The sequence below is a fragment of the Streptococcus pneumoniae genome, from assembly GCF_001457635.1.
GTDB lineage: Bacteria > Bacillota > Bacilli > Lactobacillales > Streptococcaceae > Streptococcus > Streptococcus pneumoniae.
This window is the reverse complement of sequence record NZ_LN831051.1, coordinates 41738-57876: the sequence shown is the minus strand read 5'-3', so window position 1 is coordinate 57876 and position 16139 is coordinate 41738. Positions and strand designations below refer to the sequence as shown.

Genomic DNA, 16139 nt, shown 5'->3' with positions numbered 1-16139 from the left:
CTATTCTGATCTATTAAAAAATAACTGTCTCCTATTTTATCGAAAAATGCGTAATTTTTCAACATAAGTAAGCCTTTACTTACGAAAAAATGCTATAATGATAAGAAAGATAAAAAGGGGGCTTAGTTGATGAAAAAAACTTTTTTCTTACTGGTGTTAGGCTTGTTTTGCCTTCTTCCACTCTCTGTTTTTGCCATTGATTTCAAGATAAACTCTTATCAAGGGGATTTGTATATTCATGCAGACAATACGGCAGAGTTTAGACAGAAGATAGTTTACCAGTTTGAGGAGGACTTTAAGGGCCAAATCGTGGGACTTGGACGTGCTGGTAAGATGCCTAGCGGGTTTGACATTGACCCTCATCCAAAGATTCAGGCCGCGAAAAACGGTGCAGAACTAGCAGATGTGACTAGCGAAGTAACAGAAGAAGCGGATGGTTATACTGTGAGAGTCTATAATCCAGGTCAGGAGGGCGACATAGTTGAAGTTGACCTCGTCTGGAACTTAAAAAATTTACTTTTCCTTTATGATGATATCGCTGAATTAAATTGGCAACCTCTGACAGATAGTTCAGAGTCTATTGAAAAGTTTGAATTTCATGTAAGGGGAGACAAGGGGGCTGAGAAACTCTTTTTCCATACAGGGAAACTTTTTAGAGAGAGAACGGTTGAAAAGAGTAACCTTGATTATACTATTCGTTTAGACAATCTTCCGGCTAAGCGTGGAGTTGAATTGCATGCCTACTGGCCGCGAACTGATTTTGCTAGCGCTAGGGATCAGGGCTTGAAAGGGAATCGTTTAGAAGAGTTTAATAAGATAGAGGATTCGATCGTTAAAGAAAAAGATCAAAGTAAACAACTACTTACTTGGATCTTCCCTTCGATCCTTTCCATCTCCTTGTTATTGAGCATCTGTTTCTATTTTATCTATAGAAGAAAGACCGCTCCTTCAATCAAATATGCTAAAAATCATCGTCTCTATGAACCCCCAATGGAATTAGAGCCTATGGTTTTATCAGAAGCAGTCTACTCGACCTCCTTGGAGGAAGTGAGTCCCTTGGTCAAGGGAGCTGGAAAATTCACCTTTGATCAACTTATTCAAGCTACCTTGCTAGATGTGATAGACCGTGGGAATGTCTCTATCATTTCAGAAGGAGATGCAGTTGGTTTGAGGCTAGTAAAAGAAGATGGTTTGTCAAGCTTTGAGAAAGACTGCCTAAATCTAGCTTTTTCAGGTAAAAAAGAAGAAACTCTTTCCAATTTGTTTGCGGATTACAAGGTATCTGATAGTCTTTATCGTAGAGCCAAAGTTTCTGATGAAAAACGGATTCAAGCAAGAGGGCTTCAACTCAAATCTTCTTTTGAAGAGGTATTGAACCAGATGCAAGAAGGAGTGAGAAAACGAGTTTCCTTCTGGGGGCTCCCAGATTACTATCGTCCTTTAACTGGTTTGGAAAAGGCTTTGCAAGTGGGTATGGGTGTCTTGACTATCTTGCCCCTATTTATCGGATTTGGTTTGTTCTTGTACAGTTTAGACGTTCATGGCTATCTTTACCTCCCTTTGCCAATACTTGGTTTTCTAGGGTTAGTTTTGTCTGTTTTCTATTATTGGAAGCTTCGACTAGATAATCGTGATGGTGTTCTAAATGAAGCGGGAGCTGAGGTCTACTATCTCTGGACCAGTTTTGAAAATATGTTACGTGAGATTGCACGACTGGATAAGGCTGAATTGGAAAGTATTGTTGTTTGGAATCGTCTCTTGGTCTATGCAACCTTATTTGGCTATGCGGACAAGGTTAGTCATTTGATGAAGGTTCATCAGATTCAAGTTGAAAATCCAGATATCAATCTCTATGTAGCTTATGGCTGGCACAGTATGTTTTATCATTCAAGCGCGCAAATGAGCCATTATGCTAGTGTCGCAAATACAGCAAGTACCTACTCCGTATCTTCTGGAAGTGGAAGTTCTGGCGGTGGCTTCTCTGGAGGCGGAGGTGGCGGCAGTATCGGAGCCTTTTAAAGAGAGCTACCATAGACTGAAAAAGTATGATATAATGGAAGATAGAAGAAAGACAAACTATAAGAAAAGTCAATAGTTTTATCTAAACTATTTCTTATTTCAATTTGATGATTTGGCGATGATTTTAGAGCACGGCAAAAAGCCCTTGAAAAAGTCCATTTTTTCAAAGGTAATCCTGTGTTAATTTCAGAAATTACATCACTTTTTGTTCGTCAAATGGCAGCTCTTTTTTAGGATATAAAACAGGGTTCGGATAAGTTTTTTTGCAAGGTGGATGATGGCTACATTGTAATGTTTTCCTTATTCTAACTTAGTCTTAAGATAGGCCTTAAAAGCAGGTGAAAAGCGAGCGCATGCTTTGGCAGCTTGTATGAGTGCCCACCGCAGATGAGGGGAACCCCGTTTGATCATTCTTCCAGCTAAATCAATCTGACCTGACTGATAAATAGAAGAATCCAGTCCAGCGAAAGCTTGTAATTGAGCAGGATTATCAAAGGCATGAATATTTCGAATCTCGGCTAAAATGACCGCCCCTAAACGACCCCCAATCCCAGTAACCGTCGTGATGACCGAGTTGAACTCAGCCATCAAGTCATTGACACATGTTTCCGCCTTGTCAATGAGCCTCTTGTAATGTTTGATGATTTCGATGATTTCGAATTCACGAGCAGGAGATGTTGTTCCGATAGAACGAGGTGCGACTGAGAGGATATCCTGAATTTTAGAAGCGGTCAATCGCTTAATTTCTATCAGCTTATCAAATCTTGCCTCAAGCCTTTTCTGAGGATTAGGGTAGCGTGTCAAGAGTTGGTAGGTATATTCTGAATGCTTTCCAACGATTTTATCCAACTCAGGAAAGATGATATCAAGACAACGAGTGTATTGTACTTTCCAATCAGACTGTTTTTTCTTGAGACGATGAATATGTCTAGCCAGTATTTTTAGTTCTACTTGCCGATTATCGTGTTGAAATTGTTCACGATTGGGGTCAGAAAGAAGTTTAAGAGCGATGAGACAGTCTTGGTTGAGCTGTCGAAAAGACAGATCTAAGAGTTCAAAACCAGCTTTATTATTTGAAAAAGTGAGTGGTTTAAGAACAGTTTTCCTCGAACATTCAAGGCTGTAACATCGTGTTTATTTTTAGCGACATCAATGCCCACATAAAGCATGGGAGTACCTCCAGATATAGTATTTCAAGTCTACTTGGTTATCCACGAACTTTTTGCCTTGTTACCTTAGACGAGATAAAACGTCTATGCGTTATCAAACTCATTACCAATTGAAACAAAAAGCTGTTGTTAGACCCTTTCGGAAATCGTCAAGCGATTGGAGGAAATGAACTAATCCACAGTGGCTTATTCCAAGTATACCACTTGGGCTTTGGCAGTAGCTAACTGCGTTAAATATAATATAAGGAGAAATATATGTATCTTATTGAAATTTTAAAATCTATCTTCTTCGGGATTGTTGAAGGAATTACGGAATGGTTGCCGATTTCCAGTACAGGTCACTTGATTTTAGCAGAGGAGTTTATCCAATACCAAAATCAAAATGAAGCCTTTATGTCCATGTTTAATGTCGTGATTCAGCTTGGTGCTATTTTAGCAGTTATGGTGATTTATTTTAACAAGCTCAATCCTTTTAAACCGACTAAGGACAAACAGGAAGTTCGTAAGACTTGGAGACTATGGTTGAAGGTCTTGATTGCCACTTTGCCTTTACTTGGTGTCTTTAAATTTGATGATTGGTTTGATACCCACTTCCATAACATGGTTTCAGTTGCTCTCATGTTGATTATCTACGGGGTTGCCTTCATCTATTTGGAAAAGCGCAATAAAGCGCGTGCTATCGAGCCAAGTGTAACAGAGTTGGACAAGCTTCCTTATACGACCGCTTTCTATATCGGACTCTTCCAAGTTCTTGCTCTTTTACCAGGGACTAGCCGTTCAGGTGCAACGATTGTCGGTGGTTTGTTAAATGGAACCAGTCGTTCAGTTGTGACAGAATTTACCTTCTATCTTGGGATTCCCGTTATGTTTGGAGCTAGTGCCTTAAAGATTTTCAAATTTGTGAAAGCCGGAGAACTCTTGAGCTTTGGGCAATTGTTTTTGCTCTTGGTCGCGATGGGAGTAGCTTTTGCGGTCAGCATGGTGGCTATTCGCTTCTTGACCAGCTATGTGAAAAAACACGACTTCACCCTTTTTGGTAAATACCGTATCGTGCTTGGTAGTGTTTTGCTACTTTACAGTTTTGTCCGTTTATTTGTATAAGAAAAACCTTGAAGGGGCAACTCTTCAAGGTTTTATACTCTTAGAAAATCTCTTCAAACCGCGTCAGCTTTATCTGCAACCTCAAAACAGTGTTTTGAGCAGCCTGCGGCTAGCTTCCTAGTTTGCTCTTTGATTTTCATTGAGCTTTAAAATCCAGTCAGGGTAATCCCCAATAGGCGGACACCTCTTTCTTTCTCGCTTAATTCTTCATAGAGTTGCAGGGCTATTTGGCTTATCTGACTAGCATCTTGTGTTTTTTGAGCAAGACTTTTTCGTTTGGTAAGAGTTGAAAAGTCCTCGTAGCGGATTTTCAAAATGACAATTTTTCCAGCTTTTTCTTGTTGATGTAGATTGAGAGCGACTTTTTCTGATAGAAGAGTCAGCTCTTTTTTGATATCTTCCTCAGCACGGAGAATCTTCCCGTAGGTTTTCTCCTTGCCGATTGATTTACGGATGCGATTGGATTTGACTGGAGAGTTGTGAATGCCACGAGCCTTTCGATACAGATCATAGCCTAGTCTACCAAAACGGTCTATTAGGGTCACCTCAGGAACTTCAAGTAAATCAGCACCAGTAAAAACGCCCATTTGATGAAGACGTTCTACTGTCTTTTTTCCTACTCCATGAAATTTGGAAATATCCATTTGTTTGAGAAAATTCTCAGCCTGTTCAGGTAGAATCACTGTCAAACCATGAGGTTTTTGATAATCACTCGCCATTTTAGCTAAGAACTTGTTGTAGGAAATACCGGCAGAAGCAGTTAGATGGAGTTCTTGCCAGATATCTTTTTGAATGAGGCGAGCAATTTTGACCGCTGACTTGATACCGAGTTTATTTTCTGTCACATCCAAATAGGCTTCGTCAATGCTCATGGGTTCAATCAAATCTGTATAGCGCTTAAAAATAGCTCGAATCTGGAGTCCCACAGCTTTGTATTTCTCATAATTTCCTGAGATAAAGACGGCCTGGGGACAACGTTCATAAGCTTCCTTGGAACTCATGGCAGAATGGACACCAAAAGCTCGAGCCTCATAGCTACAGGTAGAAACGACTCCCCGTCCACCTGTTTGCCGAGGGTCGCTTCCAATAATGACAGGTTTTCCTCTGAGTTTAGGATTATCCTTGATTTCCACCGCAGCAAAAAAGGCATCCATGTCAATATGGATGATTTTTCTTGACAAATCATTTAACAAAGGAAAAATCAACATGCCTAGCACCTTTTTATACTCTTCGAAAATCTCTTCAAACCACGTCAGCTTCCATCTGCAACCTCAAAACAGTATTTTGAGCTGACTTCGTCAGTTCTATTTACAACCTCAAAGCAGTGCTTTGAGCAGCCTGCGGCTAGCTTCCTAGTTTGCTTTTCGATTTCCATTGAGTGTTACTGCTTATTTTCTTTTATTATACCCTTTTTTCTGAAAAAAAGAAAAAAGGACTTTATTTTTTTTCAAAAATATAATACAGTTTGAAATAAAATATAGACTGTTTTAGAAAAGAAAGTGTAAAAATAGGGATTTTGCACTTGTTGAAATCGATTACTTTATGGTATACTTGTCTTATGAATGTAACAGATGACTGTTACTAGAAAAAAGAGGACATTAATATGGTTGTTAAGACGGTTGTTGAAGCACAAGATATTTTTGACAAAGCTTGGGAAGGCTTCAAAGGCGTAGATTGGAAAGAAAAAGCAAGTGTATCACGCTTTGTACAAGCTAACTACACACCTTATGATGGAGACGAAAGCTTCCTTGCAGGACCAACAGAGCGTTCACTTCACATCAAGAAAATTGTAGAAGAAACTAAAGCACACTACGAAGAAACTCGTTTCCCAATGGACACTCGTCCAACATCTATCGCTGATATCCCTGCTGGATTTATCGACAAAGAAAATGAAGTTATCTTTGGTATCCAAAATGATGAACTCTTCAAATTGAACTTCATGCCAAAAGGTGGTATCCGTATGGCTGAAACTACTTTAAAAGAAAATGGATACGAACCAGACCCAGCTGTTCACGAAATCTTCACTAAATATGTAACAACAGTTAACGACGGTATTTTCCGTGCCTACACTTCAAATATTCGTCGCGCTCGTCATGCACACACTGTAACTGGTCTTCCAGATGCATACTCACGCGGACGTATCATCGGTGTTTACGCACGTCTTGCTCTTTACGGTGCAGACTACTTGATGCAAGAAAAAGTAAACGACTGGAATGCAATCAAAGAAATCGATGAAGAAACAATCCGTCTTCGTGAAGAAGTAAACCTTCAATACCAAGCATTGCAACAAGTTGTTCGCCTGGGTGACCTTTACGGGGTTGATGTTCGCAAACCAGCGATGAACGTGAAAGAAGCAATCCAATGGGTTAACATTGCTTTCATGGCTGTCTGCCGTGTGATTAACGGTGCTGCTACATCTCTAGGTCGTGTACCAATCGTATTGGACATCTTTGCAGAACGTGACCTTGCTCGTGGTACATTTACTGAATCAGAAATCCAAGAATTCGTTGATGATTTCGTTATGAAACTTCGTACAGTTAAATTTGCTCGTACAAAAGCTTATGACCAATTGTACTCAGGTGACCCAACCTTTATCACAACTTCTATGGCTGGTATGGGTAACGACGGTCGTCACCGTGTTACTAAGATGGACTACCGTTTCTTGAACACTCTTGACAACATCGGTAACTCACCAGAACCAAACTTGACAGTTCTTTGGACTGACAAATTGCCATACAACTTCCGTCGCTACTGTATGCACATGAGCCACAAACACTCTTCTATCCAATACGAAGGTGTAACAACAATGGCTAAAGACGGATATGGTGAAATGAGCTGTATCTCATGCTGTGTGTCTCCACTTGATCCAGAAAATGAAGAACAACGCCACAACATCCAGTACTTCGGTGCTCGTGTAAACGTTCTTAAAGCCCTTCTTACTGGTTTGAATGGTGGTTACGACGATGTTCACAAAGACTACAAAGTATTTGACATCGATCCTATTCGTGACGAAGTTCTTGAATTCGAATCAGTTAAAGCGAACTTTGAAAAATCTCTTGACTGGTTGACTGACACTTACGTAGATGCCTTGAACATCATCCACTACATGACTGATAGGTACAACTACGAAGCTGTTCAAATGGCCTTCTTGCCAACTAAACAACGTGCCAACATGGGATTCGGTATCTGTGGATTTGCTAACACTGTTGATACATTGTCAGCTATCAAATACGCTACAGTTAAACCAATCCGTGACGAAGATGGCTACATCTACGATTACGAAACAATCGGTGACTACCCACGCTGGGGTGAAGATGACCCACGTTCAAACGAATTGGCAGAATGGTTGATCGAAGCTTACACAACTCGTCTACGTAGCCACAAACTATACAAAGACGCAGAAGCTACAGTATCACTTTTGACAATCACATCTAACGTTGCTTACTCTAAACAAACTGGTAACTCACCAGTTCACAAAGGTGTATACCTCAACGAAGATGGTTCTGTGAACTTGTCTAAACTTGAATTCTTCTCACCAGGTGCTAACCCATCTAACAAAGCTAAAGGTGGTTGGTTGCAAAACTTGAACTCACTTTCTAGCCTTGACTTTAGTTATGCAGCTGACGGTATCTCATTGACTACACAAGTATCACCTCGCGCTCTTGGTAAGACTCGTGATGAACAAGTTGATAACTTGGTAACAATCCTTGATGGTTACTTCGAAAACGGTGGACAACACGTTAACTTGAACGTTATGGACTTGAACGATGTTTACGAAAAAATCATGTCAGGCGAAGACGTTATCGTACGTATCTCTGGATACTGTGTAAACACTAAATACCTCACTCCAGAACAAAAAACTGAATTGACACAACGTGTCTTCCACGAAGTTCTTTCAATGGATGACGCCTTGGATGCATTGAGCTAATCAAGTTCTTGAATAATAAAAAGGAACCCTCGGTCAAACGACTGAGGGTTTTGTGCTTGGGATAGTATGAGCAATTCCTTCGGCGCAATATGCAATGTTTTTGGGAAGGAACAGTGGACCGAATCTGAAATATAATAGATTGAAACTAGAATAGTACACCTTTACTTCTAAAACATTCTTAGAAATCGATTTGACTGTCCTGATCGATTTGTCCTATTCTTATTTCATTTTACTATAGTCCGCTGAAACGGCTCAAACAGTGCTAGAAATTGACTGGAATTCTCTAAGTGATTTGTTCCGATTTTATTTCATTTCATTTCATCATAAAAATAAGACGACTGGCTAATTGACAATCATCTTGTTTGATACTGTTAATAAAATTCGCGAAGTTTATCTTGATTTTCTTTAAAAAATTTTTCTAACCAATCCATACCATAAGCATAACTAAAACCTTCTAATAGAACAGAGAGGTCAATAGTATCAAATCCCATGTCTTTTAAATATTTAAAGGTATCGAATGGTGAATGAAAGTTTTTGTATTTAATAATTGCACCAATATCTTGCAAATCCTGCTCTCTGATACTCATCATCTTCATTCCTAACACATACTCAATAGGGACTACTAAAACGGTCAGATTCTCAAATGAGTACAAGGATTCGCATAAACTTAAGGGAGGTTGTTTGTTCATATTTGCTTTGCAACATGATTGTTGAGCCATAACTCTTCGTGGATGTTAAGATTAAACTGTTTTCCTACACGAGCAATAATTTCATTGATTTTCTGATTTTGGTCATAAAAAGCATCAACATCTTGTGTGGCACGTAAACCATGATATTCTAAGACATAACCATAATTGTTAAAGTCAGATTTTCCTGAATTAATTTCTTATTTAGGGCTTGGAAGACCGGTTTCATTTTATCCATGTTTGTATTTCTCCATCAATTTTTGAACATTGGTTAACTTAGCAGGTTTATTTAATGAAATCACATATTTATGAGTTGGAGTATGCTCTTGAAAGGCATACTTCAAGCTAATTTTTTGAAAACGGGTTAGTTCTTTGGAGTCTAGCAACTTTTCTACATCTTGGTTTGTTAAATAAGAATAGTCTTCAAAAATAACTTTTCGCAAATAGCGAAACCAATGGCTTGCGTTGAATTGTGATTGTTTGGATGCCTGTATCATATAATCGTACCAATCCATTGTCTTCCTCCTATAAAATTTAGTTTATATTATTGTAGTTTATATTCAAAAATGTAGTTTTTCTTAATTAGCTCGTATCTATAGGATGATACTGAAAATCTTCTTGTTGCTTTAAATCACAATCGAAAAATTCTGTTTTTCATCTTAGAAAAGAATGTTTAGAAATGTAAAATGAACCTTTTTTCTTATCCGAAAACCTTACTAAAGTATATAATTTAGGCAGTCAATTCTGTATGATAATGTTTGTACTATCGTCGAGTTTTTGCTTGATTGCCTAACGAGATAAATTTTAGAAGAGTTTTCGGTGTGATTTGACAAGTTTCTGACTGGAAGGATAGTTACACTAGTATTGTTTATTAAAATGAGCAGATAGAGAAAATTTGGAATCTATTTGCTTATTATCAATCGTTTTTTTAGCTTATTTGTCTTAGATTGGTATAGAACTGATTTATGGATTAATCCTCTTGTATCTTATCCTGTTCCTAAATATGTTGGTAGAAAAATGAAGCAGTTGTTACGAGTGTCTGTATTGGAAAAAATTTTATCTATACAATTCTTTAAATGATATTAAGGCTAGGAATGCCAAAACACTGACATATTTCGTTTAAAGCCTATCCAGCCTCTTCAATTGTATTTGTAGAAATGCTATCAGTAATATATTCGCGAACACTATGATTTACAACAGTGTGGTCGTACATCTTTGTAACTTTATTATACAACAACCATTTACAGGTGTAAAGTTGAGCAGTGTCTTTAGTAAATTTAGGGACTTGTTTTGTCATAGTTTTGATACCTGTATTCGTTGTTTCATGAGCATTTAATGTTAATACCCCTGTTTATATATCCATTTCAACAATTAGAATGATATTTTTCCGAGGATGAACTTATATATTGTGACTTTTTAGAGTTATGATGCCTCTTGATTTGACTATCGCTATCAATTTCATCCACTTTTACAGTTTCATGGTTTTATGAACCGAAACATCTAGGTACAGGTTTTAGCATCAATTGATTGTTTTTGAGCCATATGAAGTTGAAACGTGGAGATGCTTTTCTTGTGATAACGCCCTATTCAAAGAGGCATAACCGTTTTTGGAGAGAGTTCAGTACTATGTGGCGCTAAATAATATATGTAAAATAGTATGGTGTAGAGATATTAAACAAGATTTAACTAATACTTTTCGAAAATCTCTTCAAACCACGTCAGCGTCGCCTTACCGTATAGATGTTACTGACTTCGTCAGTTCTATCTACAACCTCAAAACAGTGTTTTGAGCAGCCTGCAGCTAGCTTCCTAGTTTGCTCTTTGATTTTCATTGAGTATAAGGAGAATTGTAAAAACAAAAATGGGGATTTCATATAAAGTTTATTCTAGGAGTATGTATCTTGAATAAAAATTGTTATTTAAGTTCTGGGGGTTATGATGAATGTTTTTATAATAATAAAATGCAGCTAGAAGAAAAGTTATTTTAATATAAATCACTCAACATAGAGAGAAGGCGGTTTCCTATATGGAAGTCGTCTTGTTTTCATATTGTCTAAATACGAGATATTTACTACAGGTTATAGTTGATTTAAACAGGTCTATAGATTTCTAATATATATTAAGGTGAAATAATATCTTGTAATACATTGCTATGCTCTATGAAAAAAGCAACGATAGCTAATGCACAAGCTCCTATACTTCCACGATGTTTGTTGTAAGGTAAAATTTCAATTTCTATATTACGAGTAAAGGGAACGAAGTGGAGCTGGTCTTGGATTTTATCCCTGACTTCATGAGTGAAAGGTTGATAATTAAGCAATTGACTGTTGATATAGATTTTATCAGCAGGATTGATGAGGAGAAGATTTGCAATAGAAGTGGCTAATAAATTGACTCCTTTATCAATTTGTTGACGTAAAGCGGAGTCGCCTAAATTATAAGCCGTTAAAAGGGTGTCTAAATGAATGTCTTTTTCAGTCTTTACAAGGCTTTTTAGTACAGTTAGTTGGGAATTTTTAAATAATAATTGGGCGTGTTTGATTAACCAAGCATCCGAAATATATGTTTGTAAACAACCTTTTTTTCCGCATTCACAATATTGCCCATTCAATTCGACAATGGTGTGTCCAATTTCTCCGATATAAGGATTTTTAGAGGCTCCTATTTTTTCTTTTGTGAAAAAGGAAGTGTAAATACCTAATCCAGCGTGTAGGAAAATAAAGTTATCGGGGGTATTGTGTGGATTAAAAAGGTATTGTCCTATAGCCATACAATCGATATTATTTTTTACAATAAAAGGAAAATTGAATCTTTTAATTACATTTAATAAATTAAAAGATTCCCATATGGGGTTGTTTGTAATGATACTTCCGGAGTCTTTGTTATAATGTCCAGGTATTGATAAGCCAAATCCAAGTAATTTTGTTTCCAAAGGGACGTACTCTATAGCTGTTTTTATCATATTGGTAATGGTGGAATTGATTTCTGAAATAGGATAATCTTCATTCAAAATTTCTGTCTCGAAAAGAGTTTTCCCTTGTAAGTCACATAGACTGAGAAAGATACCTAGGACGTTTATTTCAATACCTCCAACAACATACGGAATATTATCTGTGATAGAAATAGTTTTTCTACGTCTTCCAGATCCGGAAAACTCGCTAAATTCATCACCAGTTTCGTATATGAGGGACTGTTCGCTTAGCTCTTTTATGATGTTAGTCGTTGTTGCTGGAGTAAGTCCTGTTTCATTAACAATATCTGTACGGGATGTTGCTGGATTTCGATATAGAAACTCCAGTATAGTGGCTCTATTTTGTAAAAAGGCTGATTGTTTTGTAATCATTTGTTTCCTCCTTTGGTTTATTTTATATTAAACATAAGAAAAAATCAATTAAAATTATTATTCTATACAAAGAAAAAAATATTGTAAAAACAACAAAAAATATATTGACAACGCTTTCTGTTAGTGGTATATTTAATTTATAAAAAATAAAAAAAGGAGTTCCGGTGATGAACAATATTTTAGCGTTTTTAGAAACAAAAGTCGCTCCGTTTGGTGAAAAAGTTGGCAACCAACGGCATTTGAAAGCTATTCGTGAAGGATTTATGATGGCAATGCCTTTGATTTTAGTCGGATCTTTATTTCTTATTCTAATCAGTTGGCCTCAAGAGGATTTTACAAATTGGCTGAATAGTGTTGGATTGCTAAGTATCTTGACAACTATGAATCAGTCAACAGTAGCGATTATCTCCTTGGTCGCTTGTTTCGGTATTGCCTACAGGTTGTCGGAAGGATATGGTACAGATGGTCCGTCGGCAGGGATCATAGCCTTATCCAGTTTTGTATTGATGGCACCTCGTTTTTCGAGTATGGTTTATGATAAAAATGGGGAGCAGGTCAAGCAGTTATTTGGCGGCGCAATACCATTTTCTAGCCTGAATGCATCTTCTTTGTTTATGGCGATTACTATTGGATTGGTTACAGCAGAGATTTATCGTATGTTTATCCAGCGCGGAATTACGATAAAAATGCCAAGTGGTGTCCCAGATGTGGTAAGTAAATCATTTTCAGCTCTTTTACCTGGCTTTACTACTTTTGTTTTGTGGGCTCTGGTCTTAAAAGGTCTTGAAGCGGCAGGAGTTGCAGGAGGTCTCAACGGACTCCTAGGTGCAATTGTTGGAACACCGCTTAAGTTAATTGCAGGAACGCTTCCAGGTATGATTCTATGTGTTATTGTAAACTCATTCTTTTGGTTCTGTGGAGTTAATGGGGGACAAGTTTTAAATGCTTTTGTAGATCCAGTTTGGTTACAATTTACTATAGAAAACCAAGAAGCTGTGGCTGCAGGACAAACACTCCAACACATTATTACATTACCGTTTAAAGATTTATTTGTATTTATTGGTGGCGGTGGAGCGACTATTGGTCTTGCGATTTGTCTCTTCCTATTTAGTAAGAGTCGTGCGAATAAAACATTAGGTAAGCTAGCTATTATACCGTCTATTTTTAATATCAATACAGCTATTCTATTTACGTTTCCAACAGTTTTAAATCCGATTATGCTGATTCCGTTTATTGCTACTCCTACAATCAATGCCTTGATTACCTATGTATCAATGGCTGTAGGATTAGTACCCTATACAACAGGTGTAATCCTTCCGTGGACAATGCCACCGATTATAGGAGGCTTCCTTGCAACAGGGGCTAGTTGGCGAGGAGCTCTATTACAAGTTGTTTTGATTTTGGTTTCTGTAGCAATTTATTATCCATTCTTCAAAATTGCAGATAAACGCAATCTTGAAAAAGAAAAAGCTACTGTTGGAGGGAAATAAGATGGTTATCAGAGTATTTGATCAACAGAAAAATACTTATTCTAGCTTTGCCTTAGAGGAATTAAGTTACTATATGAATCGGGTCTTTAAGACTAACATAGAGCTTGTCGAGGAGAAGGAAGCGGATATTTTTGTAGGATTAGTCAATAAAGAGGACAGAAAAGACCATGTTCTTATCTCATTAGACAAGGGTAAGGGAAGAATTGAGTCTAATACAATTGTAGGTTTACTTATTGGAATTTACCGAATGTTTCATGAATTTGGGGTTGTGTATACTAGACCAGGGCGCAGACATGACTTTGTTCCAGAGTTACGATTTGAAGATTTTTTAGATAAACAGCTATCTATAGATGAAACAGCCAGTTACTATCATAGGGGAGTATGTATAGAGGGAGCGGATTCATTTGAAAATATACTAGATTTCATTGATTGGCTACCTAAGATTGGGATGAACAGTTTTTTCATCCAGTTTGAAAATCCTTACTCTTTTTTGAAACGTTGGTATGAACATGAATTTAATCCATATCTAAATAAAGAACAATTTTCAAATGAATTAGTACAAGAATTGAGTGATAGGTTGGATAAAGAATTGCAAAAAAGAGGTCTTATTCATCATCGTGTTGGTCATGGATGGACAGGTGAAGTTTTAGGTTACTCTTCAAAATTTGGCTGGGAATCAGGTCTTAGTATTTCAGAGGAGAAGAAACCCTATGTCGCTGAAATAAACGGGAAACGAGAATTGTTTAATACGGCTCCGATTTTAACCAGCCTGGATTTTTCAAATCCAGATGTAGCTGATAAGATGGTAGAAATTATCAAGGATTATGCCAAGAAAAGACCTGATGTTAACTACTTACATGTATGGTTGTCGGATGCTCGTAATAATATTTGTGAATGCGAAAACTGTAGACAAGAATTGGTTTCGGATCAGTATATTCGTATTCTCAATCAATTGGATAGGGCTTTAACGAGTGAGGGATTAGATACAAAGATTTGTTTTCTGCTTTACCATGAGTTGCTATGGGCGCCTCAGAAAGAAAAATTAGATAATCCTGAACGCTTTACCATGATGTTTGCACCGATTACAAGAACATTTGAAATGAGTTATGCAGATGTAGATTTTGACAATTCCATACCTACGCCTAAACCTTATCTGCGTAATAAAATTATACTTCCGAATTCTCTTGAGGAAAATTTATCTTATCTTTTTGAGTGGCAAAAAACATTTAAAGGAGATAGTTTCGTATATGACTATCCTTTAGGGCGTGCTCATTATGGCGATTTAGGCTATATGAAAATTAGTCAAACCATTTACAGAGATGTATCTTATCTTTCTAACCTACATTTGAACGGTTACATTTCGTGTCAAGAATTACGTGCCGGATTCCCTCATAATTTTCCTAATTATGTTATGGGGGAAATGCTCTGGAAGAAGACAAGAAGTTATGAAGAATTGATTGAAGAATACTTTTCTGCTTTGTATGGGTCAAATTGGCAGTCTGTTGTTGAATATTTAGAAAAATTATCCAGTTATTCCTCATGTGATTATTTTAATGCAATTGGCAGTCGTCAAAATGATGTTTTAGCGAATCATTATTATATAGCTTACAATCTAGCTGATAATTTTTTGCCAATTATTGAGGAAAATATTTCTAAGTTATTAAATAGTCAAAAGGATGAATGGAAACAGCTCAGTTATCATCGTGAATATGTTGTTAAGATGGCGAAGGCTTTATATCTTCAAGCAACCGGAAAAACAAGGCAAGCTCAAGATGAATGGAGAAATGTGTTGAATTATATCCGTGGGCACGAACTGCTATTCCAATCTAATTTGGATGTTTATCGTGTAATTGAAGTAGCAAAAAATTACGCTGGTTTCCACTTATAAATCATAAGTATAGAAAATGAACCAAGGTATTCAGAGAAGATTGATCCTAAATATTATGAAATTTAAGGATTTTTAAGATATTTAGGGTCGACTTTCTATTTATATCGTAGCGAAGTCATTTTAATAATGATGTGTAAAAGATGGATCAAGATTGAGGAGGAAGAAAGATGAAATCAAAAGAAGAAATAAATATGCTTGGTTTTACAATTGTCGCTTACGCAGGAGATGCAAGGTCAGATTTGATGGATGCTTTGGCGTTTGCGAGAGATGGATATTTTGAACAGGCAAGAGAATTGGTTGAGTCTGCAAACGACTCAATAGTGTCTGCCCATCGAGAACAGACTAATTTATTAGCGGAGGAGGCATCTGGAGATAATTTTGAAGTGAGTTTTATCATGATTCATGGTCAAGATACCTTGATGACAACGATGCTATTGTATGATCAGGTCAAGTTTTTTATTGATGAATATGAACGAATTCGAAAGATTGAAGAACATATTGGTTTGCAATGAGGA

The 16139-nt window shown here is 37.1% G+C and carries 12 protein-coding genes and 1 pseudogene; 6 read left to right on the top strand and 7 right to left on the bottom strand.

Annotated features, from left to right (window positions below; translation table 11 throughout):
- Positions 1-129 precede the first annotated feature (129 nt).
- Complete coding sequence (locus AT689_RS00260; protein WP_000750634.1) at positions 130-2019, top strand: DUF2207 domain-containing protein; 1890 nt, start codon at positions 130-132, stop codon at positions 2017-2019.
- Positions 2020-2212: 193 nt separating this feature from the next.
- Here AT689_RS00260 and AT689_RS13620 read toward each other — a convergent pair.
- Positions 2213-3188, bottom strand: a pseudogene (locus tag AT689_RS13620) (IS110 family transposase).
- A gap of 255 nt (positions 3189-3443) precedes the next feature.
- On the opposite strand from AT689_RS13620, the gene AT689_RS00240 reads away from it, so the two are divergent.
- Positions 3444-4289, top strand: coding sequence for an undecaprenyl-diphosphate phosphatase (locus AT689_RS00240; protein ID WP_000280773.1), 846 nt, complete (start codon positions 3444-3446; stop codon positions 4287-4289).
- A gap of 146 nt (positions 4290-4435) precedes the next feature.
- On the opposite strand, the gene dinB is transcribed toward AT689_RS00240, so the two are convergent.
- A complete protein-coding gene (gene dinB, locus AT689_RS00235; protein ID WP_000904567.1) occupies positions 4436-5497 on the bottom strand; it encodes a DNA polymerase IV in 1062 nt (353 codons plus the stop codon).
- Positions 5498-5541: 44 nt separating this feature from the next.
- Positions 5542-5664 (bottom strand): hypothetical protein, encoded by a 123-nt coding sequence (locus AT689_RS13160; RefSeq protein WP_001820559.1) that lies wholly within the window; start codon positions 5662-5664, stop codon positions 5542-5544.
- 228 nt (positions 5665-5892) lie between these two features.
- Between AT689_RS13160 and pflB the strand changes: the two genes are divergently transcribed.
- Positions 5893-8217, top strand: coding sequence for a formate C-acetyltransferase (pflB, locus tag AT689_RS00230; protein ID WP_000260640.1), 2325 nt, complete (start codon positions 5893-5895; stop codon positions 8215-8217).
- A 371-nt stretch (positions 8218-8588) separates the two neighbouring features.
- Here the strand turns inward: pflB and AT689_RS00225 are convergent, their stop codons facing one another.
- The 4 genes from AT689_RS00225 to AT689_RS00195 all read right to left on the bottom strand — a co-directional run bounded on the left by AT689_RS00225 (position 8589) and on the right by AT689_RS00195 (position 12246).
- Positions 8589-8807, bottom strand: coding sequence for a hypothetical protein (locus AT689_RS00225; protein ID WP_001812735.1), 219 nt, complete (start codon positions 8805-8807; stop codon positions 8589-8591).
- Positions 8808-9133: 326 nt separating this feature from the next.
- Complete coding sequence (locus tag AT689_RS00215) at positions 9134-9418, bottom strand: hypothetical protein (RefSeq protein WP_000384133.1); 285 nt, start codon at positions 9416-9418, stop codon at positions 9134-9136.
- A gap of 611 nt (positions 9419-10029) precedes the next feature.
- The gene (locus AT689_RS12285; protein WP_001808894.1) at positions 10030-10200 is read right to left on the bottom strand and encodes a transposase; all 171 of its coding nucleotides are present in this window, start codon (positions 10198-10200) and stop codon (positions 10030-10032) included.
- An 822-nt stretch (positions 10201-11022) separates the two neighbouring features.
- The gene (locus AT689_RS00195; RefSeq protein WP_000628994.1) at positions 11023-12246 is read right to left on the bottom strand and encodes an ROK family transcriptional regulator; all 1224 of its coding nucleotides are present in this window, start codon (positions 12244-12246) and stop codon (positions 11023-11025) included.
- Positions 12247-12413: 167 nt separating this feature from the next.
- Here AT689_RS00195 and AT689_RS00190 point away from each other — a divergent pair, with 167 nt between their 5' ends.
- The 3 genes from AT689_RS00190 to AT689_RS00180 all read left to right on the top strand — a co-directional run bounded on the left by AT689_RS00190 (position 12414) and on the right by AT689_RS00180 (position 16136).
- Positions 12414-13736, top strand: coding sequence for a PTS sugar transporter subunit IIC (locus AT689_RS00190; protein ID WP_001059634.1), 1323 nt, complete (start codon positions 12414-12416; stop codon positions 13734-13736).
- 1 nt (position 13737) lies between these two features.
- On the top strand, positions 13738-15624 hold the full coding sequence (locus tag AT689_RS00185) for a DUF4838 domain-containing protein (RefSeq protein ID WP_000236919.1): 1887 nt from the start codon (positions 13738-13740) through the stop codon (positions 15622-15624).
- Between the two features lie 167 nt (positions 15625-15791).
- A complete protein-coding gene (locus tag AT689_RS00180; protein WP_000836780.1) occupies positions 15792-16136 on the top strand; it encodes a PTS lactose/cellobiose transporter subunit IIA in 345 nt (114 codons plus the stop codon).
- Positions 16137-16139 lie beyond the last annotated feature (3 nt).

Coding starts and splice junctions, on each gene's coding strand:
- AT689_RS00260 (WP_000750634.1), top strand. CDS start 130: ATGAAAAAAACTTTTTTCTTACTGGTGTTAGGCTTGTTTTGCCTTCTT.
- AT689_RS00240 (WP_000280773.1), top strand. CDS start 3,444: ATGTATCTTATTGAAATTTTAAAATCTATCTTCTTCGGGATTGTTGAA.
- dinB (WP_000904567.1), bottom strand. CDS start 5,497: ATGTTGATTTTTCCTTTGTTAAATGATTTGTCAAGAAAAATCATCCAT.
- AT689_RS13160 (WP_001820559.1), bottom strand. CDS start 5,664: ATGGAAATCGAAAAGCAAACTAGGAAGCTAGCCGCAGGCTGCTCAAAG.
- pflB (WP_000260640.1), top strand. CDS start 5,893: ATGGTTGTTAAGACGGTTGTTGAAGCACAAGATATTTTTGACAAAGCT.
- AT689_RS00225 (WP_001812735.1), bottom strand. CDS start 8,807: ATGATGAGTATCAGAGAGCAGGATTTGCAAGATATTGGTGCAATTATT.
- AT689_RS00215 (WP_000384133.1), bottom strand. CDS start 9,418: ATGGATTGGTACGATTATATGATACAGGCATCCAAACAATCACAATTC.
- AT689_RS12285 (WP_001808894.1), bottom strand. CDS start 10,200: ATGACAAAACAAGTCCCTAAATTTACTAAAGACACTGCTCAACTTTAC.
- AT689_RS00195 (WP_000628994.1), bottom strand. CDS start 12,246: ATGATTACAAAACAATCAGCCTTTTTACAAAATAGAGCCACTATACTG.
- AT689_RS00190 (WP_001059634.1), top strand. CDS start 12,414: ATGAACAATATTTTAGCGTTTTTAGAAACAAAAGTCGCTCCGTTTGGT.
- AT689_RS00185 (WP_000236919.1), top strand. CDS start 13,738: ATGGTTATCAGAGTATTTGATCAACAGAAAAATACTTATTCTAGCTTT.
- AT689_RS00180 (WP_000836780.1), top strand. CDS start 15,792: ATGAAATCAAAAGAAGAAATAAATATGCTTGGTTTTACAATTGTCGCT.